At 48.6% G+C, this 23,805-nt stretch carries 20 protein-coding genes; 9 read left to right on the top strand and 11 right to left on the bottom strand.

Features of this window, described 5'->3' with window-relative positions; translation table 11 throughout:
* Window positions 1-19 precede the first annotated feature (19 nt).
* Genes hutH through hutU form a run of 3 tightly spaced genes read right to left on the bottom strand, consistent with a single transcriptional unit; the run spans window position 20 to window position 4,354 of the window.
* A complete protein-coding gene (gene hutH / locus AC9UCN_RS01060; protein ID WP_509522966.1) occupies window positions 20-1,510 on the bottom strand; it encodes a histidine ammonia-lyase in 1,491 nt (496 codons plus the stop codon).
* Window positions 1,507-2,685, bottom strand: coding sequence for an imidazolonepropionase (gene hutI, locus AC9UCN_RS01055; RefSeq protein ID WP_509522964.1), 1,179 nt, complete (start codon window positions 2,683-2,685; stop codon window positions 1,507-1,509). The genes hutH and hutI overlap by 4 nt, the downstream gene beginning before the upstream one ends.
* Window positions 2,686-2,689: 4 nt before the next feature.
* Window positions 2,690-4,354: a urocanate hydratase gene (hutU, locus tag AC9UCN_RS01050; RefSeq protein ID WP_509522962.1), complete on the bottom strand. Its 1,665-nt coding sequence runs from the start codon at window positions 4,352-4,354 to the stop codon at window positions 2,690-2,692.
* 94 nt (window positions 4,355-4,448) lie between these two features.
* Here hutU and AC9UCN_RS01045 point away from each other — a divergent pair, with 94 nt between their 5' ends.
* Window positions 4,449-5,333 carry an arginase family protein gene (locus AC9UCN_RS01045; protein ID WP_509522960.1) on the top strand — a complete coding sequence of 295 codons (885 nt, stop codon included), beginning with the start codon at window positions 4,449-4,451 and terminating at the stop codon, window positions 5,331-5,333.
* 11 nt (window positions 5,334-5,344) lie between these two features.
* Here AC9UCN_RS01045 and AC9UCN_RS01040 read toward each other — a convergent pair whose 3' ends face one another.
* From AC9UCN_RS01040 to AC9UCN_RS01030, 3 genes are all read right to left on the bottom strand, one after another.
* A complete protein-coding gene (locus AC9UCN_RS01040) occupies window positions 5,345-6,703 on the bottom strand; it encodes an aldehyde dehydrogenase family protein (RefSeq protein WP_509522959.1) in 1,359 nt (452 codons plus the stop codon).
* Window positions 6,704-6,797: 94 nt separating this feature from the next.
* Window positions 6,798-7,049: a hypothetical protein gene (locus AC9UCN_RS01035; RefSeq protein WP_509522958.1), complete on the bottom strand. Its 252-nt coding sequence runs from the start codon at window positions 7,047-7,049 to the stop codon at window positions 6,798-6,800.
* Between the two features lie 71 nt (window positions 7,050-7,120).
* Window positions 7,121-8,605, bottom strand: a complete 1,485-nt coding sequence (locus AC9UCN_RS01030; protein WP_509522956.1) for an APC family permease — start codon at window positions 8,603-8,605, stop codon at window positions 7,121-7,123.
* A 167-nt stretch (window positions 8,606-8,772) separates the two neighbouring features.
* Between AC9UCN_RS01030 and AC9UCN_RS01025 the strand changes: the two genes are divergently transcribed.
* Window positions 8,773-9,585, top strand: a complete 813-nt coding sequence (locus AC9UCN_RS01025) for an acetoacetate decarboxylase family protein (protein WP_509522954.1) — start codon at window positions 8,773-8,775, stop codon at window positions 9,583-9,585.
* Between the two features lie 12 nt (window positions 9,586-9,597).
* Here the strand turns inward: AC9UCN_RS01025 and AC9UCN_RS01020 are convergent, their stop codons facing one another.
* On the bottom strand, window positions 9,598-10,950 hold the full coding sequence (locus AC9UCN_RS01020; RefSeq protein ID WP_509522952.1) for a glutamine synthetase family protein: 1,353 nt from the start codon (window positions 10,948-10,950) through the stop codon (window positions 9,598-9,600).
* A 120-nt stretch (window positions 10,951-11,070) separates the two neighbouring features.
* Between AC9UCN_RS01020 and AC9UCN_RS01015 the strand changes: the two genes are divergently transcribed.
* Window positions 11,071-11,778, top strand: coding sequence for a type 1 glutamine amidotransferase (locus AC9UCN_RS01015; RefSeq protein ID WP_509522950.1), 708 nt, complete (start codon window positions 11,071-11,073; stop codon window positions 11,776-11,778).
* On the opposite strand, the gene AC9UCN_RS01010 is transcribed toward AC9UCN_RS01015, so the two are convergent.
* On the bottom strand, window positions 11,771-13,006 hold the full coding sequence (locus tag AC9UCN_RS01010) for a cytochrome P450 (protein ID WP_509522948.1): 1,236 nt from the start codon (window positions 13,004-13,006) through the stop codon (window positions 11,771-11,773). The genes AC9UCN_RS01015 and AC9UCN_RS01010 overlap by 8 nt on opposite strands.
* Before the next feature lie 154 nt (window positions 13,007-13,160).
* Here AC9UCN_RS01010 and AC9UCN_RS01005 point away from each other — a divergent pair, with 154 nt between their 5' ends.
* From AC9UCN_RS01005 to AC9UCN_RS00980, 6 genes are all read left to right on the top strand, one after another.
* Window positions 13,161-13,661 (top strand): MarR family winged helix-turn-helix transcriptional regulator, encoded by a 501-nt coding sequence (locus AC9UCN_RS01005; RefSeq protein ID WP_509522946.1) that lies wholly within the window; start codon window positions 13,161-13,163, stop codon window positions 13,659-13,661.
* Between the two features lie 92 nt (window positions 13,662-13,753).
* Entirely contained in the window at window positions 13,754-15,220 is a 1,467-nt protein-coding gene (locus AC9UCN_RS01000; protein ID WP_509522944.1) for an aldehyde dehydrogenase, read from the top strand.
* Window positions 15,221-15,223: 3 nt separating this feature from the next.
* Complete coding sequence (locus AC9UCN_RS00995; RefSeq protein WP_509522943.1) at window positions 15,224-16,132, top strand: DODA-type extradiol aromatic ring-opening family dioxygenase; 909 nt, start codon at window positions 15,224-15,226, stop codon at window positions 16,130-16,132.
* Window positions 16,125-17,003: a fumarylacetoacetate hydrolase family protein gene (locus AC9UCN_RS00990; RefSeq protein WP_509522942.1), complete on the top strand. Its 879-nt coding sequence runs from the start codon at window positions 16,125-16,127 to the stop codon at window positions 17,001-17,003. The genes AC9UCN_RS00995 and AC9UCN_RS00990 overlap by 8 nt, the downstream gene beginning before the upstream one ends.
* A complete protein-coding gene (locus AC9UCN_RS00985; protein WP_509522940.1) occupies window positions 17,000-17,191 on the top strand; it encodes a ferredoxin in 192 nt (63 codons plus the stop codon). The genes AC9UCN_RS00990 and AC9UCN_RS00985 overlap by 4 nt, the downstream gene beginning before the upstream one ends.
* Before the next feature lies 1 nt (window position 17,192).
* Window positions 17,193-18,392, top strand: a complete 1,200-nt coding sequence (locus AC9UCN_RS00980; protein ID WP_509522938.1) for an NAD(P)/FAD-dependent oxidoreductase — start codon at window positions 17,193-17,195, stop codon at window positions 18,390-18,392.
* Here AC9UCN_RS00980 and AC9UCN_RS00975 read toward each other — a convergent pair.
* The 3 genes from AC9UCN_RS00975 to AC9UCN_RS00965 are packed head-to-tail and all read right to left on the bottom strand — an operon-like array spanning window position 18,389 to window position 23,672.
* The gene (locus tag AC9UCN_RS00975) at window positions 18,389-20,512 is read right to left on the bottom strand and encodes a 3-hydroxyacyl-CoA dehydrogenase NAD-binding domain-containing protein (protein WP_509522936.1); all 2,124 of its coding nucleotides are present in this window, start codon (window positions 20,510-20,512) and stop codon (window positions 18,389-18,391) included. The genes AC9UCN_RS00980 and AC9UCN_RS00975 overlap by 4 nt on opposite strands.
* On the bottom strand, window positions 20,512-21,702 hold the full coding sequence (locus AC9UCN_RS00970) for a thiolase family protein (protein ID WP_509522935.1): 1,191 nt from the start codon (window positions 21,700-21,702) through the stop codon (window positions 20,512-20,514). The genes AC9UCN_RS00975 and AC9UCN_RS00970 overlap by 1 nt, the downstream gene beginning before the upstream one ends.
* On the bottom strand, window positions 21,702-23,672 hold the full coding sequence (locus tag AC9UCN_RS00965) for an acyl-CoA dehydrogenase family protein (RefSeq protein WP_509522933.1): 1,971 nt from the start codon (window positions 23,670-23,672) through the stop codon (window positions 21,702-21,704). Before AC9UCN_RS00965 ends, AC9UCN_RS00970 begins: the two co-directional genes overlap by 1 nt.
* Window positions 23,673-23,805: the final 133 nt, after the last annotated feature.

Here is a 23,805-nt window from a genome sequence, read left to right as displayed (position 1 = left end):
GATAACTTTGAAACTAAAACTAAGACCGCAGAAGGGTTTCAGCCGCTTCTAGCTCAGGAGCCAAGAATCTGTCCGGTCCAACACCTGGAACTACTTTTCGAAGCTTGGATAACATCTCTCCTGTGACCTTGGCGGGTTTTAGGGGTGCACGCATTTCTAATGCTCTAGCTGCTGTGACAAGTTCTACAGCTAGAACTCGACGAAGGTTGTCAGCTACTTTTCTAAGCTTTCTGCCCGCATGCCAACCCATTGATACGTGATCTTCCTGCATTGCAGAAGAAGGAATAGAATCAACGCTTGCGGGAACAGAGAGTCTCTTGTTTTCAGAAACTAGTGCAGCTTGGGTGTATTGAGCAATCATCAATCCTGAATCAACCCCAGCGTCACCTGCCAAGAAAGGACTTAGGCCACTCGAGCGATACTTATCGAGCATGCGATCGGTTCTGCGCTCAGAGATAGAAGACAGATCAGTTGCTGCAATAGCAAGGAAATCAAGAACATAGCCAACGGGCGCTCCATGGAAGTTTCCATTTGAGGTAACTTCGCCAGATTCCAAAACAACCGGATTGTCAATTGTTGAAGCTAGTTCACGGGTGGCAACAAGAGTTGCATGAGTGACGGTATCTCTAACGGCTCCTGCGACCTGCGGAGCACAGCGAAGCGAATAAGCATCTTGAACCTTGTCATCGCCTTCTCTGTGAGATGCAACAACTTCGGAGCCTGCAAGAGCCGCAAACATGTTCGCTGCACTCTTTGCTTGTCCTGGGTGAGGTCTCAGAGCTTCATGGAGTTCTGGTCTAAAGACCTGATCGGTTCCCATTTGCGCCTCAACGCTCATCGCGGCAATAACGTCCGCCTGGTCGCAAAGTTTTTCAAGATCAGCAAGAGCCAGAATCAGCATGCCGAGCATGCCGTCTGTTCCATTGATAAGTGCGAGGCCTTCCTTTTCCTGTAATTCGATTGGCTTGATGCCAACTTCTTTCAAAAGAGTCGGAACATCCTTTTCTATTCCGTCACTTCCAGTAGCTCTTCCCTCGCCCATCAAAACCATGGCACAGTGAGCTAGTGGGGCAAGGTCACCACTGCAACCAAGAGAGCCATACTCATGAACAATTGGCGTAATTCCAGAGTTCAGTAATTCGACATAGGTTTGTGCAACTACTGGTCTAACACCAGTTCTGCCACTAGCAAGAGTTTTGGTCCGAAGCAGCATAAGTGCCCGAACAACTTCTTTCTCCACTGGATCGCCCATACCGGCGGCGTGAGATCGGATTAGGGACTTCTGTAACTGGACTCTGTCTTCTGGAGCAATGTGCTTATTGGCAAGAGCACCAAATCCTGTTGAGATTCCATAAACCGGAGTTTCGGCTGCAGCTAATGATTCGATGTGTGCACGGGTAACTGCCATCTTCTCGAGTGCTTCTTCAGAAATTGTCAGCTTTTCTCCGTGTCTGGCAACTCTGACTACCTCGCCCATAGAAAGACCACTTGAATTTAGAGTTACGCTCACTTTTGCTCCTGATAGATAGATTTGCCAGATTTGAAAACTTGAGAAACTAAGTCAACACCTGGGCGATAGCCAAGGTGCAAATAGCTTGGTGCGTTCAAGACAACTAGGTCTGCGCTTTGGCCAACAGACAGGTATCCGATGTCGCTTCTGCGAAGCGCCTTCGCGCCACCCATGGTTGCTGACCACAGAGCCTGCTCTGGAGTGAATCCCATTTCTCTAATTGCAATTGCAATACAAAAAAGCATTGAAGTTGTGTAGCTGGAACCTGGATTGCAATCGGTAGCCAAGGCCACAGTCACGCCAGCATCAAACAACCTGGCCGCATTTGGATAAGTGGCTCTAGTTGAAAACTCGGCTCCCGGGACAAGAGTTGCAACAGTGTTTGATCCAGCAAGTGCTTCGATGTCTCTGTCTGAAAGGTGACTGCAGTGATCAGCCGAAGCACAATCCATTTCAACAGCTAGCTGAACTCCCCCGCCTTGAGTTAGCTGGTTGGCGTGAATGCGGGGCAATAGACCTTTGTCCTTACCTGCCTGCAGGATCTGCCTTGATTGATCAATGTCGAAGGCTCCCTGATCGCAGAACACATCAATCCACTTGGAGTGCGGCAATACCGATTCAAGCATTTCGCCAGTTACAAGTTCCACGTACTTATCTTCTTTGCCGGCATACTCGCTTGGAACAACGTGCGCTCCAAGAAAAGTAGTTTCGCTGGTGTGCTTGGAAGCAACCTCTAGTGCTCTGGTTTCGTCTGCAGTAGTGAGACCGTAACCTGATTTAGTTTCGAAGGTTGTAATTCCAGATCGTTGCATTTCCTGAAGAAGTCTGAGCATGTTTTGCTCGAGATCATCGTTGGTTGCTTCGCGGGTAGCTGCAACGGTTGATTTGATTCCGCCGGCGGAATATTTTTCGCCTTTCATGCGCGCTTTGAATTCAGCAGATCTTTCACCTGCGAACAAAAGATGAGCATGGGAATCAACAAATCCCGGAATTACCGCTTTGCCCTGCACGTCTATTTGCTGGTCGGTAGCTGGAGCTTGATTGGCATTTCCCACCCAAGCGATATTGCCATTTTCAACAACTAATGCAGCGTTTTCGATTTCGCCGAGGATGCCTGACCCAAGACTTTGGTCATTGGTGACCAAAGACCCAATGTTTGTTACTGCGATAGACATTTATTTATTCGGTGTCAAGCATAGGCACGTGAACGTGCTTTGCTCTTGCCACGCCTTGCGCTTCTGGGTAACCAGCATCTGCGTGTCTAATGACACCCATACCTGGATCGTTAGTCAGAACACGGTTCAGTTTTTCAGCGGCAAGGTCTGTTCCATCGGCAACGGAAACTTGTCCAGCGTGAATTGATCTTCCGATTCCAACACCACCACCGTGGTGAATAGAAACCCATGAAGCACCGGAAGCGATGTTGATCATGGCGTTTAGTAGTGGCCAGTCAGCAATTGCATCAGAGCCATCAAGCATTGCTTCCGACTCTCGGTAAGGGCTTGCAACCGATCCACAGTCCAAATGGTCGCGACCGATAACAATCGGAGCCGATACTTCGCCCTTTTTGACTAGGTCGTTAAATACCGCTCCAGCTTTATCTCTTTCGCCATAACCGAGCCAGCAGATTCTTGCAGGAAGACCTTGGAACTGAACTCGATCCTGAGCCATCTTGATCCAGCGGTGTAAGTGCTCGTTTTCTGGGAAAAGCTCCAAGATGGCCTGGTCGGTTCGGTAAATGTCCTTCTTGTCTCCAGAAAGCGCCACCCACCTAAATGGGCCCTTGCCTTCGCAGAACAATGGGCGGATGTATGCGGGGATAAAACCGGGGAACTTGAAGGCGTTTGAGTAACCACCTTTTCTAGCTTCATCTCTAATGGAGTTTCCGTAGTCAAAGACTTCGGCTCCCTTGGCCATAAAGCCAACCATGGCCTCCACATGTTTTGCCATGGACGCCTCAGCTCGCTGAGTGAATTCCTCAGGGCTACGTTCGGCATAGGAACGGGACTCTTCAACGCTGATTCCCTCAGGAATGTAATAAAGCGGATCGTGAGCAGATGTTTGATCAGTGACGATATCGATTGGAACATCGCGCTTTAGAAGCTCGGAAAAGATTGTTGCCGCGTTACCTGCAAGTCCAACAGAGATTGCTTTCTTCTCGGACTTGTAACGCACTACTCGTTCGATTGCATCGTCCAAGTTATCTGCCAGCTCATCCAGGTAGCGATCTTGAATTCTTCTGCGAAGACGTGATTCGTCGACATCAACAATCAGACAAGTTCCCTCGTTCATGGTTACCGCAAGGGGCTGTGCTCCACCCATACCACCACAACCACCAGTTAGGGTAAGTGTTCCAGCAAGTGTGCCACCAAATCTCTTTGCAGCAACCGCTGCAAATGTTTCGTAGGTTCCCTGCAGAATTCCTTGAGTTCCGATGTAGATCCAGGATCCCGCGGTCATCTGTCCATACATCGTGAGGCCTAGATGCTCAAGACGTCTAAATTCTGGCCAGTTAGCCCAGTCTCCAACCAAGTTGGAGTTCGCAAGCAAGACTCTTGGTGCCCACTCGTGAGTTCTAAAAACACCAACTGGTTTTCCGGACTGGACCAGCATGGTCTCGTCGTTTTCTAAGTGGGTGAGAGTCTTAACAATCGAATCAAAGCTGGCCCAGTTTCGAGCAGCTTTACCGCTACCGCCATAAACAATTAGTTCTTCTGGATACTCAGCAACTGCTGGATCTAAGTTGTTGTGGAGCATTCGGATAGCTGCTTCTTGACCCCAACCCTTCGCGGTCATAGTTGAGCCGGTGGCTGCGTGTAATGCGCCTCGGGTTGCTTGAGTCAATTGTTTCCTCCATCAACTTTGATGTTTTCTTGTGCCTGATAACAGGGTAATCTCAAATCAATTCGAGTATTACCCAGTCTGGATTGGAGCGGAAATGAGCGAAGATCCGCTTTGGCCAAGGGCCTCCAGCTGGCTAGCCCCAGCTGGCTCTCAGCGGGCTGAGCTTGGACTATTTGGGGTTCTAGCCTCTGAGACATCCATTTCCGCCACTGGAGCCAATGCAACCCCAGGAGAAATTAGAGTCGCGCTAGCTAGGTACTCAACTTTTAGCCACAGCCAGAACCACGATCTAAGAGCGCTGGGATTTCTAGATTTTGGGGACTCCGAAACTCCAGATTCAAAAGATGGTGAAGAAAGAACCAAAGCTCTTTCACACAAAGTCTCCACGCAAACAGATTTATCCATCGCACTCGGGGGCGATAACTCAATTACCTATGCCGTAATGTCTGGTGCCTTCGGTGAAGAGCTATCCTCTGCAGGACTAATAACCCTTGATGCCCATCACGACTTACGTGATGGAGTATCAAACGGTTCACCGGTTAGAAGATTGATTGAAGCTGGATTGCCTGGAACAAGTGTTGTTCAAATTGGGATTAATGATTTTTCTAACTCTCCTGACTATGCCAAGCGAGCAAAAGATTATGGAATTCATGTAATTCCTAGATCTGCACTTAGGAATAGGTCTGTTGAAAGCGTCTTCGGCGAAGCACTCGAGTTTCTTGGAGACAAGAAGTTGCATGTCGACATCGATATGGATGTTTGTGATCGGTCATTTGTTCCTGCTTGCCCCGCAGCCGCTCCTGGTGGAATATGTGCAGATGAGCTAAGGCAGTTTGCATTTGAAATTGGAAAAGCAAATCAAGTGAAATCTGTAGACATTACTGAGATTGATGCAATGGCAGATAGCGCCGATGGTAGAACGGTTCGACTCGGTGCACTCACTATTTTGGAGATTGCGAGCGGCTACCTCGGTCGATAGCGTTTTTTGCCCTAGCTATCTGAATTGAAGAAAACTACCTTTTCTTCTGTGAAGTGAAGAGGCGCGTCTGGACCCAGTTCACGACCCATGCCTGACTGCTTCATGCCACCAAATGGTGTGGTGTACCTAAGTGACGAATGAGAATTCACGGCAAGATTGCCACTTTGAACAGCTCTTGAGACCCGGATGCCTCGTCCTAGATCGCGTGTCCAAATCGAACCAGATAGACCGTACTCTGTCCCGTTTGCCAGCTCTATTGCCTCGGCTTCTGTATCAAACGCAAAGACGGTTACAACAGGTCCGAAGATCTCTTCCGCCATGCATCTATCGCTTGGGCTCTTTGCTAGGACAACGGTAGGAGCAAACCAAAAACCTTTTCCGGTTGGGGTACTACCCCGGAATGCCACGTCGGCCCCTTCAAGAAAACTACTGACGTTCTCTCTGTGCGCTTTGCTGACTAAAGGTCCAACTTCTGTTCCGCTAAGGCTTGGGTCTCCTACCTTTACTGCTTTGACTACAGGTTCCAAAGCTTCCATAAATTTGTCATAGACAGATCGCTGAACCAAAATTCTCGATCTTGCACAGCAATCCTGGCCGGCATTTTCAAAAACGGCATAAGGCGCAGTAGTTGCAGCCTTCGCAACATCAGCATCATCAAAGACGATGTTCGCGCTCTTGCCGCCAAGTTCTAGAGTTACGCGCTTGATTTGATCGGCGGCACCGCGCATGATGTGTTTGCCAACTGACGTGGAACCAGTGAAAACAATTTTCCCTACTCTTTCGTTGGTTACTAGGCGCTCTCCAACAACAGTTCCTTTTCCGTTAAGCACCTGAAACAAGTTTTCGGGTAATCCTGCTTCTAGTGCTAGCTCGGCTAAGCGCATTGAAGTAAGTGGTGTCCACTCAGCAGGCTTTAGAACCACTGCATTACCCGCTGCAATAGCTGGCGCCATTCCCCAACCTGCAATTGGCATTGGATAGTTCCAAGGGGTGATCATTCCAACCACTCCGATTGGTTCGTGGAACGTAACTGCAATTCCGCCGGCTACTGGTATTTGTTTGCCAATTAGTCGCTCCGGGGCTCCGGCGTAGTAATTCAAAACATCCCGAACGTTGTTCGCTTCATAGCGGGCCTGATCAATGGGGTGCCCAGAGTTTCTAACTTCGAGTTGGGCCAAGTTTTCATTGTCGGCATCAACAGCTGACGCGAAACGCCTAAGCAACATGGCTCGATCGCTGGGGGCTAGTGCTGCCCACTTCTCCTGGGCCTTTACGGCTCTATCGATCGCTTCATCGGTTTGCCTTGCGTCGAGGTGTTCGATGGTTTCCATCGACTCTTCGGTTGCCGGGTTTATAAGTGTGTAGCTCACTTTAGACTCTCAGACTGTACGGGTGGGGTTAAGGACTTCAAATGTTTCGAATCGCGATTTTATTCCAGTTAAACAACTGTGTTGGCAGGTTAATTTAGTTTTGAGACTCGCTTATCAGTAGTTTTGCGCGATGAACGGCTCTGACGAGTTCTTGCTGCCTGATACCCAGTTCCTGTGAAACATCGGAGTAGGTTCTTTTTTCGATAAGAATTCCAGTTGCAGCACCTACTAGGTCCTGAGGAAGATTCTGAATTTGCTTAGACAGCTTTTCAGGACTAAGCGAAGCAATTAATGAATCGTCAGCTTGCTCTTCAAATGTGACATCAAGGTCAAATTCTTTATCCACAATTATCCTTCCTGGAATCAACTGGGGGCCAAACTTAGCTGGCCCCCAGTTAATTTTTTTTCAGGCTCTTTCTACGCGAAGTCCTTGATCAGTGCAGCGTTCTTGGACTTGTTAGTGGAAGACACCACGAAGCCAATAGCGAATGCAATAAACGGGGACAACACTAGGAACCAGCCAAGTCCACTCAATGCCCAACCGGATTCAGGTAGCGATGGGTCGACTCCATCGGCAACAGTTCCGGCTAGCAAGTTGAAGCGAGACATAAGCATGTAAAGGCCTGCGATAAGAAGCACGATGGATAGTCCAGGTGCAATCTTGGAGTTCCACAGGTTACCGCCACCGTTTTTCTGGAAGTAGGCGATTACAGCAATAGAAACCAGAATCTCAACTCCCACAACAGCGATTACTGTGACACCACTCATCCAGCTAAACAGGTTCAGGAACGGATCCAACCCAGCTGCAGCAAATGCAATGATCACAACAGCTGCAATTACAGATGTAAGGATTGCACCATTTTGTGGAGCGCCAGCAGCGTTGGTCTTACCCAAGGCCGAAGGCATAACGCCACCGCGGCCCATAGCAAAGAAGTACCTTGCAGCAGCATTCTGGAACGCCAATAGTCCGGCGAACAAGCTGGTGACAACAAGTAGTGCCATGACCACAACAATTTCAGGTGACACGTACTCGGCTGCCAAGCTAAACAAAACAGCAGAAGGGTCGGCTAGTCCGCTTGAGCGCTCGACAACCTGGTCGATGATTGCACCAGCGCCCATGCCAGTAACCATGGCGAAGGAAACCACAGCGAACAAACCGCTGATGATTCCAATTGCCCAGTAGGTAGCTCTAGGGACATCGCGCTTTGGGTTTTTGGACTCTTCGCCATAGATTGCTGTTGCTTCGAATCCGATGAAGGATGCAAATGCAAATGCCAATGCAATTCCAGCTGTTCCAGCAAAGCCACCGGCAAAAACCAGTCCTAAGTCAAACGAAGCTGCTACGTTTACGCCTTCAGGTCCACCGTTCATCAAGATTGCAACAGCAGTCACAATTAGCGATAGCAGTTCCACAGCAAGCAGAACACCGAGAATTTTTGCTCCGATGTCTACGCTCAGAAGTGAAAGACCGGTGACAAGTAGCCAAGCAACTAGAGCCCAGACCCACCAAGCCAGATCCACACCGAACTGCGCCATGGTCAAGCCCATGGTCAATCCGAAGAATCCATAGATTGCTAGTTGAATAGTTACGTATCCAACAATCGCCGCATATGCAGAGCCGACTCCAGCGTTTACACCAAGGCCTTTTCCTACGTAGGCAAAGAACGCTCCGGCGTTAGTAACATTTTGACTCATAGCTGCATAACCGACTGAGAAAATAAGAAGTGTTATTCCAACTGCCAGATAGGCACCAGGGGTGGCTGCTCCATTTCCTAAGAGCATGGCTACCGGAACAGCTCCGGTCATTCCTACTAGTGGAGCACTAGCTGCCACCACGAAAAATACTATTCCCGCTACGCCGAGACGGCCTTTGCGCAGCGATGTACTTGATTCTTTGGCCATGAAATATGGCTCCTTTCTTCATTGAATGGAGAATCGTTTGTGTCGAAACGATATGACTAATCTTGCCCTAATCGGGACTTTGGTCAAGTTCTTAGTCCTACAAATTTTGTAGGAAATTTCTATAAATTAGCTCGTTTGTGCCCGAATGACTCTGTACCCTAGTGTCCATGAGCAATCTAAGAGGCTTTCTAGCCCCGAAAACCCCAAGTGGCAAAAGTGCCATTATCCCTGAGATGCCTTGGCTGTATTCGGGCACTCTACTTACAGTTGAGTACCTAACCGACGCCAAAAACGTAGCTGCGCTGCTTCCAGAAGGCGTCGAGTTAGCAGACGAGCAGCCTGGGGGTGTCGCAATCATTTGGGCCGACTGGCAGTCTTGTTCGACTTCTAAGGCTGAGCTGCTGGATCCAGTGCGATCACAGTATCTAGAAACATTTGTTGTTATTCGTTGCAAATACCAAGATGTGACTTATTCAAGATGTGTTGCAATTTGGGTTACAAAAGATTTTGCAATTGCCAGGGGTTGGTTCCAGGGCTACCCCAAGAAACTTGGAAACATTGCCGTCACTAGAGTTTTCAATAACGGTCAAGCAACACCGAAACTTGAGCCCGGAGCAAAACTTGGAGCCAGCGTTGCAGCCTACGATCACAGACTCGCAAGCGCGATTGTAACTTTGCGACAAGAGTCTGATAGCAACGGTTTTGTAAACGGTCACAAGATGCTTCACAGTCGCTGGATGCCATCCATTACTCCCGGAAAAGGAAACTCTTTAGATCAACTAGTTTCACTTGGTTCCAGTGATGCTGAAATCGGTGTGACTTGGAGTGGTGATGCAGAAATCGTTCTTGGAGACTCAGAGTGGGACGAATTGGGTTCAATTCTTCCGGTAGAAAAAGTCCTAGGTGGCTACTACCGCGAACTAGGAGTCACCTTTGCTGGTGGAACTCTTGTAGCAGACTTCTCTGATCCAACTGTCTAAAGTTTTTTTACTTTAGAAATCAGACATGTACTCTTTGACTTCCCAATCGGTAGTCTCGCGGGTGTTTGGATCAGAAACAGCTTCCTTGTAGCGACGGACTTCATCTCGCTTTAGAACATCAAACACTTCGACAATTGGTCCTTGAAGTATGCCTCTAAGGACAGTGTCTTTCTGCAAAGCATCAAGGGCTTCTTCCAGGCTCATCGGAAGCACTGGTGCCGACTCGTTCTCGTAAGACATACCGACAACTGGCTCAGGTGCTTCTAGCTTGTTGAGGATTCCATCAAGACCAGCAGCCAGAATTGCAGCTGTCATCAAATAGGGATTTGCGGCACCATCGGCAACTCTTACTTCAAGCCTGGTTCCAGATCCTCGCTCAGGCGGGATTCGAATCATTGCCGAACGATTGTCGAGTCCCCAGTTGGCCCGGTAGGGAGCCAATGTGTCGGGACCCAGGCGCTTGAACGCATTGATTGTTGGGTTGCAAATTGCAGTCAGGGCGTGAGCGTGTTTTAGGATTCCTGCAATCATGTTCTTGCCAACAGCGCTTAACTGCTCACCACCATCGTGCATGACGTTCTTGCCCTTTAGGTCTTCGACTGAGAAGTGTAGGTGGAATCCGCTTCCACCCTCATCGCTCCAAGGCTTGCCGCAGAAGGTCGCGTGCTGACCGGCACGAGCAACGACTTCTTTGATGGTGGTTTTCATTAGAAGGGTTCTATCCGCTGCGTCAAGAGCTGGGCCGTGCCAGAAATTAATTTCATATTGGCTTGGACTGAATTCGTGATTACCGGCAAAGATTCCGATGTTCATCTGATCAAGCATTCTCAAGAGGTGCAGAAAGGTTCCCTTCGGGTCTGTAACAGAACCCGTGGTGTAAGCCTGACCTGTTCTCTCAATAGCTCTTTTGTATTTGCCGTTTTCATCCTTCTCGGCGATGTAGAACTCCAGTTCGGGGCCGACGATGGGGTTAAGCCCCAGGTCTTGATATTTCTGGACCATGAGTTCAAGGATATTTCTCGGTGACAAAAGGTTTTTTGATCCGTCCGGATTATTTGCTCCCGCGACCACATAAGCCACGCCTGGTTCCCAGGGAAGTTCTCGCCAAGATTCTGGAACGATCTGAGAAATGAAGTCTTGCAGCCCGTCACTAATGATGTTTTGTGCATCCAGCACGTCGCCGCCTGTTGTTGTTACCCAGATCCCCTGGCAGAAAGCAGGGCCACCGTGGGAAATCTGGTCCAGTTGGGAAACCAATATGTCCTTGGCTCGGACCAATCCGATGATGTCCAGATATACGACTCTCAGCACATCTATGTTGGCTGCCTTGAGTTCTTTTTGCAGTTGCTCCAGTGACTTACTCATTTGCTACTCCTTTGTGGCAAAGATGGAACTCTTGAATCGTTTGGTATCTAATGAGATATACTAAAGCCAACAAGCGCCAACTCGGAAACTTTTTTACAAATCGTTTTGGGGAGAGTGATTATGAAAGCCCTGTTTATTCAGCACGATCACGTTAGCCCTATCGGGCCAGTGGGCGAACGGCTATCCCAGCATGGCTTCGAATTAGAGACTCGGCTTGTAGTGCCTGAGGACAGCTTTGAAAACCCCAACGTTGCCTTCGAGTTTCCAGACATAGATAATTACGACCTGATAATTCCCCTTGGGGCGCCCTGGGGCGCTTGGGATGACGCCTGTATTGGTAACTGGCTGCAACCAGAGTTGGCGTGGATCAAAAATGCCGTTGAGTCGAACAAGCCTGTTCTAGGGATTTGCTTTGGTGGACAGCTGGTTGCAAGAGCACTTGGCGGCTCCGTTACTAGGGCACCTAAGCCAGAAATCGGCTGGACCTACATTTGGTCTGAAGAACCCGGGCTTGTTTCAAACGGTCCATGGTTCCAATTTCACTACGACCAATGGTTGCTGCCAGCCGGCGTCAAAGAAATTGCACGCAACCCTGTTTCCTCACAAGCTTTTGTTGTGAATAAAACTTTAGGCGTCCAATTTCACCCGGAACTCGATTCCGCTGGCCTAAAAGGTTGGCTTGACTGGGGTGGAGCAAAAAAAGTCGAAGAGGATGGCCAAGACCCAAGCGTCATGATGAGGCAGACAATCGCCGAAAACGAGGCTGCTAAACAAAGGACATTTGAATTAGTTGATAACTTTCTTTCGAAAGTTGCCAAGCTTATCTGAGATGTACCTTGACCGGCATTCTCTTTATGCCGTGCACAAAGTTTGATCTCAGGTAGTCAATTTGTCCAGTTAACTCCACGCGGTCAATTCTGGAAATTAAGTCTTCAAACATAATCCGCATTTCGATTCGTGCCAGAGCATTGCCAAGGCACATGTGAGGTCCGCCACGACCAAAGGTCATGTGCTCATTTGGGTTTCTGGTGACATCCATCTTGTTAGGGTCAGAGAATATCTCTGAGTCTCTGTTTCCCGATGCAAACCAAGGTAGTACCTTCTGGCCCTCCTTGATTTTCACACCATTAATTTCAACATCTTTGGTGGTTGTCCTGCGGAAGTGATAAACCGGAGACGCAAACCTAAGAAACTCTTCAACCGCCCAAGGTATTAACTCTGGATTCTCCTGAAGCAAGGCAAGCTGCTCTGGGTTTCTAATTAGGTTGTTCATAGTGTGAGAAATCGTGTGACGAGTGGTTTCGTTTCCCGCCACAACCAAAAGTAAGAAGTTGGTGTTGAAGTCTCTTTCAGACATTGGAATACCGTCTGATGGAACACCGTCTGCCAATACTGAAACTAAATCTTTTCGACCTTTGCCTCTTCGTTCAGCGGCTAGGGCCTGGCCATATTCGAAAACCTCTAATGCAGCTGGTGACCTAAACGGAACGAGTCGATACTTCTCAGACTCCGGATCCTCCATCAATACGTCTGCGTGCTCGGGGTCGGTGTTACCAATCATTCGGTTTCCCCAGTCAATTAGTTGACCAGTATCCTCATCCGGAACATCCAGTATTCGAGCCAGGACTCGGATTGGGAAGTCTGCGCTGACATCCTCCACGAAATCAAATTCGCCTTTGGCGAATGCGTTGTCGAGTGTTGTTGCAGTTAGTCCTCTTAGAAATGATTCGTACTTACTTACCGCTTGTGGAGTGAATTCACCTTGGAGCATTCTTCTTAGAGCACGGTGGCGAAGTCCATCGGTTTCAAGAAGTGATCGTCGAGCTTGTTCTTGTTCAGCGTCAACTTCTTCAAGGTTTGTGAATCGCTCTGAAGTAAATGTTTCGGAGTCACGCAAAACTTTGACAATGTCGTTGTATCGCATGATTGACCAAAACCCATGGTTGGGAGCAGCCTCTTCAGAAAAGTGTGGCTTTCCGGTAGCCCTCACATCAGCAAACGCATCCCATGGGGCACCTTTGGAGAAAAGATCAAGGTCGGCAAAGTTATAACTCATCGTTGAGCTCACTCTCAGTAGAGATTGTTTGGACGCTAATAATCTACACATTGCCCTGAGCTTTTGAAACAAATTACCCAAAAGTAACGAGCAAAACTTTCTCTTGCTCGGCTATTGTCGTAGCTAGATAGCTAATAACGATGCGGAGAATTTGATGTCTGGAGCTCACACCCTCAATGAGACGGAGCGGCAGGTCGAAAACAAGCTCTCGGGCATGACCTTGGACTTTGACTCCATGGCTGCAGTAAGTAACATCTTCCGCGCTGCCAATGCCACTAGGAACTACTTGGAGAGGACTGTACTTGCTCCTCATGGGCTTTCCTGGACTGGCTTTGTTGTGCTTTGGGTGTCATGGATTTGGGAGCCCATAGAAACAAGGGTTATCGCTCAAGAAGGTGGCTTTTCGAAGGCTACCCTTACGGGTGTATTGCAAACCCTTGAAGGCAAGGGTTACCTCAAGAGAGACCCTGGTTCTGGGGATAAACGATTGGTGATTGTTACCTTGACCCCAAAGGGTAGAAATCTCATGAAGAAGCTTTTTCCCGATTTCAACGCCCACGAGCAGAAGGTTCTGAGTGGGTTTAACAAGGCTGAAAAAAGGGAATTGACAATAGCGCTCAGGAAAATAACTTCCTTTACCGAGTCCCAGGACTAGAGTCACCGGATCGTTACAAATTGCTGTTGGCCTAAGGGGTGCGGGTAGTTTATTGTATTGTTAGTATCCGAACGAATTGCAAAGGGGCAATTGTGACTGAAGCTGTTCAGCTGGCGGGCCTTACGGTAGACACCCGTCACTTCATCGGTGGCAAGCGAATAGCTTCTTCCGATACGCTGGACGATTTTTCTCCAATCGATGGCACTTTGCTTGCGAAGATTTCTAGAGGTGGGCAGCACGAGGCTGACTTAGCGGTAGCGGCAGCTCGCGGTGCTTTCCCCGAGTGGTCAAAAATTGGGCCTAAAAAACGCGGTGAACTACTACACCGATTAGCTGATTTGGTGGAAGAAAACCTTGAACCACTAGCGAATCTCGAAACTCTAGACAACGGATCATTGCTTAGATCTCACATTCGTGGAGTTATGCCGAGAGTTGCTCTAAACCTTCGATTCTTTGCCGACTGGGCAATTAATGATCTGCATCATGACAGTTGGGAAACACGGGGACATACCAACAATATTTCCTGGGACCCTTCAGGTGTTGCGGTGTTGATCACACCCTGGAATGCACCGCTCATGCTTGCCACCTGGAAAATTGGTCCTGCATTGGCTGCTGGAGACACAGTTGTTCTAAAGCCAGCGGAGTGGACACCACTGTCTGCTTCATTCTTCGCAGACCTAACAGTAAAAGCTGGTTTTCCAGCTGGGGTGTTCAATGTAGTGCAAGGTCTTGGAGCTGAGGTAGGTAACGCACTGGTTTCCCACCCGGGTATCTCAAGAATCTCTTTTACCGGCTCTGTTCCAACTGCCAAAAAGATTGCTCACGCGGCTGCTGATAACCTGACACCTGTTTCTTTCGAGCTTGGGGGTAAGTCACCAACAATTGTGATGCATGATGCAGATCTTGATCTTGCCGCGACGCTAGCGATTGAGCAATACGATAACGCAGGCCAAGTTTGTCTGTCTGGAACCAGATTGCTGGTGCATGAATCGGTTGCCGAGGAGTTCTCTAAGAAATTTCAGGAAAAAGGCTCAGCTCTCAAACAAGGTGACCCCAGAGACCCTGCTACCGACATCGGACCCCAGATTCACCCTGTTCATTTTGAGAGAATCAAGGGGTTCGTAGACCGCGCCAAGAAGGAAGGGTTTAAGGTCGTTATGGGTGGGGAGCCAAACAGTGAATTAGGTGGGTTGTTTTTCCGACCAACACTGATTTCTAACCCTCCACTAGGCTCTGAAATCGTGACTTCCGAAATATTTGGACCAGTCCTCACGATGCAGACTTTCAAAACAGACGAGCAGTTGATTGAGATGGCAAACAACACCGAGTTTGGCTTGGCCGCTGTTATTGTTTCCGGTAATCGCGAGCACGCAAAACGAATTGCTGATGAAGTTGTTGCTGGGACCATTTGGGTGAACTGCTTCTTTGTTCGAGACCTAAAAGCTCCTTTCGGTGGCTCCAAGAAATCCGGAATCGGCCGCGAGGGTGGCAATTGGTCCTTTGATTTTTATGCAGATGTAAAAAACACAGTAATTTCACCTAATGGATGGAAGGAATAAGAAATGGGAAAAGTAGTTGGGGCTGCAATTTTGGCTCACGTACCAACAATTATGCTGCCCGAGAAAGTTCGCTATGACCTAAATGATGGCAAAGAGATTAGCTTGGTGCCAGGCCTAAAGAAATTACGCAAAGAAGTAATGGAGACCTTGGATTACGACACAGTGGTTGTCTTAGACAGTCACTGGGCCACCACTGTTGAATTTGTTATAACAGCTCAAGCGGAACGCTCTGGTTTATTCACTTCCGAAGAGCTACCTAGAGGTATGTCCCAGGTTCCCTATGCGTTCAAAGGTGATCCAGAACTTGCTATGGCCGCTGCGAAATACGATGAAAAGAACGGAACCTGGATTACACCAATTAGTGATCCACATCTTCCAATTTTTTACGCAACCGTAAACTTGTGGCACTACCTGGGCCGAGGTCTCGACAAGAAGTGGGTTTCTATTTCTGTATGCCAGACCGCAACAGCTGAAGATTTCCTGCGTGCCGGTCGGGCACTTGGGGAAGCAATTCGCGATACCGATCGCAAGGTTTTGCTGTTAGCTTCCGGTGCGCTATCCCACACTTTCTACAAACTTCGTGAGCTTCGTAAGCACGAGTCATCTGACCCTAGTCATATCTATTCGGAAGGTGCGCGTCTTGCCGATCTTGAGCGTATTGAATGGATGAAGCAGGGCGACCACGCCCGAATCTTGGACACCATGGATGATTTCAAGAAGTTCAAACCTGAGGCAAACTTCAGCCACTGGTTGACTATGGCTGGTGCAACAGGTGAGGGCGATAACACCGCCAAGGGCGTTATGTACTCCGAGTACGAAAACTCCATTGGCACAGGACAGGTTCACGTTTACTTCCCTGAGCCTGAAGGCGGTTTCCCGAGACCTAAGGACCTGGTTCTATCCCGTGACTGAATATAGAAGGATTCTGCTCGAGGGGGCAGCCGTTCAAGTAATTCGCGAAGGCGAGGAGCTTATGGCTGCCGATGGCCGCAGAGTAAAGATCGCTGAAGCGATTCACTTGGCGCCATCTGAACCAACCAAGATTCTTGCGGTGCACCTAAATTACCGATCTCGAAGCGACGAGTTCATGACCAAGCTACCGGATGCCCCGACTTACTTTCATAAACCAATTACCGCTTTGAATTCCCATAACGGTCACGTCGTAAGGCCTGAGCGCTGCAAGTGGTTGAACTATGAGGGTGAGATTGTGATCATCATAGGAAGAACTTGCAAGAACATCTCACCCGATGATGCCGGTCAATACATTGCTGGATACTCAGTTGGCAACGACTACGGTCTTCATGACTTTAGAGACACAGACGCCGGATCAATGCTTCGCGTAAAGGGAGCAGACACCCTTGCTCCTGTTGGACCCGGTTTGGTCACCGATTGGGATTTCCGAAACAAATACATTCGAACCTATGTCAACGGCGAACTAAAGCAAGAAGACAACACCAAGAACATGGAATGGGACATGAACTATTTGGTTGCCGATCTTGCAAGAACAATAACTTTGGTTCCTGGAGACATGATCTTCTCGGGGACACCAGCAAACTCCCGCCCGGTCAAACCAGGCGATGTAGTTGATGTTGAAGTCGAAGGACTTGGTCGACTCAGCAATACAATCGTTCACGGTCCATCCCCAATTAGATCTGATGTCGGAGCCCAGCCAACTGAGAGCGAAGAGGTTATTTCAACCGCTATGGGTGGCGACTGGGAATTCCGCGGCATTAGAACTCCATCCAAAGACCTTTACCCTTCAAGAATCGAGGAGAAGAAATGATCAAAGTTGAAGTTGATATGACCAAATGCCAACACTACGGACAGTGTGTTTTTGAGGCTCCAAAGGTTTTTAGGCTCAATGAAGAAGACAAGCTGGAGTATGTTGCTGAGGTAGAAGATTCTGAGCTTGACAACGTAGAAGCCGCTGTAGACATTTGCCCAATGCAGGCCATTCGCATCGTTTCGTAAATTGGGCGAGCCTGTAGTTATTGTCGGTGCATCTTTAGCTGGTCTAAGGTGCGCTGAAGCGCTGCGGCGAAATAAGTACCTCGGGCCGATAAAGATAATTGGTGATGAACCCCATCTTCCCTATAACCGTCCGCCGCTTTCGAAAGATTTGCTATCTTCTGACACCGGAATTGACGAGGTTCTATTCCCTCTTAAGGATTCGATTTCCGATGTTGACTGGGTACTTCAAACTGCTGTTTCGAGTGTGGACACCAAAGCTCAGGTCGTAACAGATCTGTCTGGCACAAAACATCCCTATTCATATTTAGTAATCGCTACAGGTCTTCGGCCAAAACCACTACCAGTTGATTCAAATGGTATTTCGGGTGTTCACGTCCTAAGAACAATAGATGATGCAATTAGCCTTCGAGGATCCCTTTTTGCAGGTGCCAGGGTTCTGATACTGGGCTCAGGATTTATTGGATGTGAGGTGGCCGCAACAGCAATAAAGAAGGGTTGCGAGGTAAGAGTGGTTTCCAGGTACCACGAACCGATTGAGCACGCCCTTGGAAAAACACTTTCTTCTGAAGTAAAGAAGCGTCACATCGAAAAAGGCGTGAAGTTCGTCAGCGGAGCTTCAGTGTTTGGGCTTATAGGCGACGGTGCTTTAGAGCGAGTAATTTTGGATTCTGGAGTCATTTACGACGCTGATGTATTAGTTGTTGCTATTGGATCTCTTCCAAATACTGAATGGCTTAGTGGTTCTGGAATCGATATCACTGATGGTGTATTGGTGGATTCGACGATGCGAGCTATCGATGAGTCAGGAAACGCGTTACCAAATGTTTTTGCAATTGGCGACGTTGCAAGGTACCCAAACGCGTTATTTGATCAAATACCTAGACGTGTCGAGCACTGGAATCTTCCCAGTGAGACTGCTAAACGTGCAGCCGAGGTAATTGTCGCTGATCATGAAGGTGGCAGTCTCGACGAGGTTGTTGCCAAAACATTTGCCCCACTCCCATCCTTCTGGTCTGATCAGTACGAAATGAATATCCTCTCCTTCGGTATGACGTATCTCGCTGATGACAGCAAGCTAGTCGCGGGGGAGATTTCTGGTGACTGTGTATTCGAGTACTACCGCCAAGGAGAGCTGGTGGGGGTTTGTGGAATAGGCATGAGGCCTTTAGTTCAAAGCTATAGAACTAAATTTGAGATTTAGCTCCGGACTCCCCTAATTTGTGGGTTATGAAAAGTCTTTCCAAAAACCTTCTCTGAGGCACCTATTCGATCTAGGTAAGGTGTGATTCCACCGAGGTGGAATGGCCAAGCAGCTCCCATGATCATGCACAAATCAATGTCCTCAGCGCTGGAAACTACCTTCTCGTCAAGCATGAGCTTGATTTCCTTGGTTAGTCCAACAATTAGCTCATCGAAGACCTGATCCTTGGTTCTAGTTCTAGCTCGACCAGAAACAATCTTGATTGCCTCTGGGTCGTAGCCAGTCTTGTTGCCCTTGGAGTCCTTGGTTCTGATTCGACCCAATTTGGCTAACTGGTGCAGCGAGTCGGTCTTATAAAACCGCTCTGGTGCAAAGCCATACATCGAATCCAGAACATGGGCTCCAACCTGGAGGCCAACTAGCTCGAGCAAATCAAATGGGTTCATCGGCAAGCCAAGCGGAGCGATTGCGTCGGCTACCTCTTCGAATGGAATACCTTCGTCAACAGCCTTCATAGCCTCGCCAAGTAGATACCCAAGCAATCTGTTCACAACGAATCCCGTGCTGTCAGAGGTGATTACGGCAGTCTTCTTCAGGTCTTTTGCAACCCGCATAGCGGTTGCAACCGAGACATCGTTGCTCTTGGAAGCTTTTACTACCTCAACAAGTGGCATAACAGCTACCGGGTTGAAGAAGTGGAAGCCAACTAGACGCTCTGGGTTTTTTAGCACTTTTCCGATTTCATCTACCGACAAAGAAGACGTGTTGGTCGCCAAGATTGCATCTGGCCTAACTACTGCCTCTAAACGAGTAAACACATCGTGCTTAACTTTTAGCTCTTCAAACACTGCTTCGATTACCCAGTCGCAGTTACCAAAGGCGTTCAGATCCAGCGTTCCGCTTAGGTTTGCGCTGTAACGGTTGCGGTCGTCTACTGATAGGCGGCCCTTTTCAACAAGCTTGTCTAGTTCTGCACGGCAGTAAGCAAGTCCTTTGTCGACTCGGTCTTGTGACACATCTGTAATGACAACCGGAACCTGCAGTCTTCTCAAAAACAGGAGCGCGAATTGGCTAGCCATGAGTCCAGCACCAACAACTCCAACTTTTTGCACTTTGATGGCAAGTTTTGGATCCGGCGCACCATGTGGGTTTTTGGCGTGCTTTTGGACCAGGTTGAAAGCATAAATACTTGCACGGAACTGATCAGAAGCAATTAGCTTTTCTAGTTCTTCATCTTCGCGTTTGAAGCCCTGCTCCTTGGAGCTGAACTTGGCTTCACCTAGAAGATCTAGGGCAGCGTAGGGAGCAAGAGGAACTGAACCAATGTTTTGCTTCACCATTTTTCTGGCGATTGAAACAGCGGGTCCCCAGATAACTAAGCGTTCAAAAAGACCTGGTTTGTTTGGGCGAGATACTTTCTTGCCAGAAAGAACCTTGTCGGCCCAAACAACCGAGTCTTCAATGAATCTCTGAGGGTCAAACATGACATCAGCAATTCCAAGCTTTAGGGCATCTTGCGGGCTCAGCATGCGGTTTTGCTTCAAAGGATTTTCAATTACGACCTTCAGTGCGTTTCTAATTCCAATCAGGTTAGGAAGCAGGTAAGCCCCACCCCAACCAGGAAGCAGCCCAAGGAAAACTTCAGGTAGTGCAATTGCAGGTGCTGCAGAGTTCACGGTTCGGTAGTTGGCGTTTAGAGCAATCTCTAATCCGCCACCAAGAGCCAAACCGTTGATAAACACAAAAGTTGGAACTGGAAAGCTTCCAAGTTTGCCGAGTGCAAAGTGGCCGAGTTCAACTACAAGTCTTCCGGCGCGAGTTGATGGGATTGAACCAACTTTGGAAAGATCTGCTCCGGCAGCTAGGAAGTAGGGCTTGCCAGTTACAGCTAAACCTTGAATCTCGCCTTTCTTGGCACGCTGCTCTTGGACTTCGATAGTTTCGGAAAATTCCTTTAGAGTCAGCGGGCCAAGAGTAGACGGTCTGGTGTGATCTTTTTTGTTATCAAGGGTGATTAGTGCAAGGACTTTTCCAGAGGGAAGCTTTACATCCTGAACATACGAATGAGTTATTACCTCATCGGTATTTGACCACAGCTCGGAGAAGTGATCAAGTTTCATTAGCTTTTCTTTCCGTCGTAATTCTCGTTTTCCCATATGACGGTTCCACCCATGCCAAGACCAATACACATTGTTGTGATTCCATAACGAACATCTGGTCGCATCTCAAACTGGCGGGAAAGTTGGTTCATTAGTCGAACACCACTTGATGCCAACGGGTGACCAAAGGCGATTGCTCCACCCCAGGCGTTTACTCTTGCGTCGTCATCGGCAATCTTAAAGTGCTCCAAGAACGAAAGAACTTGAACCGCAAATGCTTCGTTGATTTCAAATAGTCCGATGTCGGAGATAGAAAGTCCAGCTTTTTTCAAAGCTTTCTCGGTTGCAGGAATGGGTCCAATTCCCATGATCTCTGGCTCAACACCTGCGAAAGCAAATGTCACCATCTTCATGCGTGGCTTCAGTCCATACTGCTTGACTGACTGGTCGCCAGCCAAAAGCGAAATGGTGGCGCCATCGGTCAAAGGAGAAGCGTTACCGGCGGTTACCCTACCGCTAGGGCGGAAAGGGGTCTTTAGATCTTTCATGCCCTCAACGGTTGAATCTGGGCGAAGTAATTCGTCCCTATCAACTACGCGCAGGCCCTCAGGGGTGGTTGCAGAAACAGAAACCAGGTCTTGCTGGATGTAATTCTTTTCGTAGGCTGCTGCAGCGCGCTTCTGGCTCTGCACAGCGTAAGCATCCGCGCGCTCTTTGGTTAGAACAGGGAAGCGGTCGTGAATCTTCTCTGCGGTGTTACCCATGTTTAGGGCATCTGGGTTCACTAGTTTTTCCGCAACGAAGCGTGGGTTTGGATCAGCATCGAAGCCCATAGGGTGTCTACCCATGTGCTCAACGCCTCCTGCAAGAACTAGGTCGTAGGCGCCAATGCCAATAGCCGAGCCAGTCATGGTGACAGCAGTCATTGCCCCAGCACACATCCGGTCAACTGCAAAGCCAGGAACTGTGTTTGGTAATCCTGCCAAAATGGCCGCGGTGCGGCCAATGGTTAGACCCTGGTCGCCAACCTGGGTGGTCGCAGCGATAGCAACATCATCGATTGCGTCTTTAGGTACCGATTGGTTTCTATCTAGCAAACCAATCATGGCCTTCACCACTAGATCATCAGCACGAGTGTTCCAGTAAACACCTTTTTCTCCTGCCTTACCGAATGGTGTTCGGACTCCATCTACGAAGTAGGTGTTCTGCATTATTTGGTCGCTTCCTTCTTTAGTGATTCGCGTCTTCTAGCTTCCGCTCCAAAGGCCAGGTCACTTCTAATTAGACCCTCAGTTAAGCCGAAGCAGTCAACTAAGTCTAGGGAGTGTGGCTTTAGCCTTCCAAGTAATCTGCCATCGATGTAGTCGGTTATTGCCTCAGCGCGGTGAGAGCTTAGCCTTCCATTGATCATGTACCAAGAAAGGTTCTCTTCCAGAAGGGTGAAGCCAAACAAGTCTCTGAGCCAAGTTAAAACCTTCTTGGTTTGAGGATCCTGAATCTTGTTTAGAGCAGAAGTGAACGCTTCCCACTGAATTAGTTCACCGTGAGCCTTAGCGGCCATGATTAGGTCATTCTGGTGACGGTTGAATAGTCGCTCTGATTCAATAGGATCTTTCTTTCCAGAATGACGCAGTTCATTGGCAAGCTTTGCGATCATGGTGTGGACGCGATCAGTTAGCAGCTGGTGCTGGTGCTCTTCCTCGCGAACAAAACCAATTGATCTAGCAGTTGAACCAAAGTCGGTGAACTTCTGAGCAATTCCGCGAAGACCCCCACGGTTAATTGCAACTTCACCGACTTGCTCAACAACATACTGAGCTAATGTTCCAAAATCAGGTGAAGCAAATGCCTTGGAGTAGTCACTTAAGAGTCTTTTGGCAACAAGCTGCAGAAGCACGTTGTTGTCACCTTCAAAGGTTGCATAGACATCTAGGTCTGCTCGCAAACCAACCATGCGGTGCTCGGCCATAAAGCCTTGACCTCCAGTTGCCTCGCGGCAAACCTGAATGATGTCCAGCGCATTCCAGGTTGAAAGAGCTTTAGATGCTGCGGCAACAGTTTCTAGATCCTGTCTGGTGGAATCAGTGTCGTTTCGACCGCTAAAGACTTCATCGAACTGTTCTAGAAGTTCCAAATGCGCAAATGCTTGGGCGTAAGTTCTAGCAAGAGCTGGAAGCAGTCTTCTTTGGTGGCGACCGTAGTCCATCAAAACATGCTCTGATCCATCATGAGTTGGGAACTGAGTTCTTTCGTGGGCATAACGAATAGCAATTGTTAGCGCAACCTTCTGGGCGTTTGTAACACCGCCAGTGATTGAAACTCTTCCCTGAACCAGGGTTCCGAGCATGGTGAAGAATCTTCTTCCCTTGGATTCAATTGGAGAGCTGTACGTTCCATCTTCTGCAACATTGCCGTAGCGGTTTAGTAACCACCTTCTTGGAATGCGAACATTGGTGAAGTGAAGTCTTCCGTTATCAACACCGTTTAGACCGCCCTTTACTCCATCGTCGTCACCGCCAACACCTGCTAAGAAATTTCCGCTGTTGTCGCGAAGAGGAACATAGAAAGCGTGAACACCGTGGTTTTCGCCCTTGGAAATCAGCTGCGCAAAGACAACAGCAGCTTTTGCGTGGATTGCAGCGTTACCGATGTAATCCTTCCAAGCGTGACGAGAAGGTGTGTGAATTACAAATTCTTGTGTTGCCTCGTCATAGGTTGCGGTTGTTCCGATGTTTGCAACATCGGAACCGTGACCGGTTTCGGTCATTGCAAATGAGCCCGGGGTTTCTAAGGTGACCACCGAAGGAAGTAGTTCTGCGTGGTGAGAATCTGTGCCGAGATATAGAATCGCGGCACCAAATAGTCCCCACTGGACTCCGTACTTGATCTGTAGTGAAGGGTCCGCAAGAATCAGTTCTTCGAATACCGTTAGTGATCCACCTGGATCAGCTGTTCCACCTGCGATAGCAGGAAAGCCATAAGCGGTGGAACCGTTTTTCACCAAGATCTTTAGTTGACCAAAGACGCGCTCACGGTGTTCGTGGTGAGTAAGTCCTGGGATTTGCCACATTTCGGGCTGTTCGCAAATTCGGCGGGTGTGTAGACGAATGTCTTTCCACTTCCCCAGCAGCATGTCCCCGACAAGGGTGGTGTCTACCTTTGGCAATATCTCGCTTTGCATTGCACACTCCTTCGTGTTGCTTTGATTGTAAGCACCGAGGAAATCATTCAATTTGAGGGTCAGATAAGTCTGTAATTAGCTACAAGCCCAGTAAATCCAAGGATTGCTTCTTTGTGTGAATCATACAAAAAAC

This window comes from Rhodoluna sp. (assembly GCF_036721215.1).
Taxonomy (GTDB): domain Bacteria; phylum Actinomycetota; class Actinomycetes; order Actinomycetales; family Microbacteriaceae; genus Rhodoluna.
Note: the sequence above shows the minus strand (reverse complement) of the source record. Positions and strands in the feature narration are given on the sequence as shown.

Coding starts and splice junctions, on each gene's coding strand:
- hutI (WP_509522964.1), bottom strand. CDS start 2,685: ATGTCTATCGCAGTAACAAACATTGGGTCTTTGGTCACCAATGACCAA.
- AC9UCN_RS01045 (WP_509522960.1), top strand. CDS start 4,449: ATGAGCGAAGATCCGCTTTGGCCAAGGGCCTCCAGCTGGCTAGCCCCA.
- AC9UCN_RS01030 (WP_509522956.1), bottom strand. CDS start 8,605: ATGGCCAAAGAATCAAGTACATCGCTGCGCAAAGGCCGTCTCGGCGTA.
- AC9UCN_RS01025 (WP_509522954.1), top strand. CDS start 8,773: ATGAGCAATCTAAGAGGCTTTCTAGCCCCGAAAACCCCAAGTGGCAAA.
- AC9UCN_RS01020 (WP_509522952.1), bottom strand. CDS start 10,950: ATGAGTAAGTCACTGGAGCAACTGCAAAAAGAACTCAAGGCAGCCAAC.
- AC9UCN_RS01015 (WP_509522950.1), top strand. CDS start 11,071: ATGAAAGCCCTGTTTATTCAGCACGATCACGTTAGCCCTATCGGGCCA.
- AC9UCN_RS01010 (WP_509522948.1), bottom strand. CDS start 13,006: ATGAGTTATAACTTTGCCGACCTTGATCTTTTCTCCAAAGGTGCCCCA.
- AC9UCN_RS01005 (WP_509522946.1), top strand. CDS start 13,161: ATGTCTGGAGCTCACACCCTCAATGAGACGGAGCGGCAGGTCGAAAAC.
- AC9UCN_RS00995 (WP_509522943.1), top strand. CDS start 15,224: ATGGGAAAAGTAGTTGGGGCTGCAATTTTGGCTCACGTACCAACAATT.
- AC9UCN_RS00985 (WP_509522940.1), top strand. CDS start 17,000: ATGATCAAAGTTGAAGTTGATATGACCAAATGCCAACACTACGGACAG.
- AC9UCN_RS00975 (WP_509522936.1), bottom strand. CDS start 20,512: ATGAAACTTGATCACTTCTCCGAGCTGTGGTCAAATACCGATGAGGTA.
- AC9UCN_RS00970 (WP_509522935.1), bottom strand. CDS start 21,702: ATGCAGAACACCTACTTCGTAGATGGAGTCCGAACACCATTCGGTAAG.
- AC9UCN_RS00965 (WP_509522933.1), bottom strand. CDS start 23,672: ATGCAAAGCGAGATATTGCCAAAGGTAGACACCACCCTTGTCGGGGAC.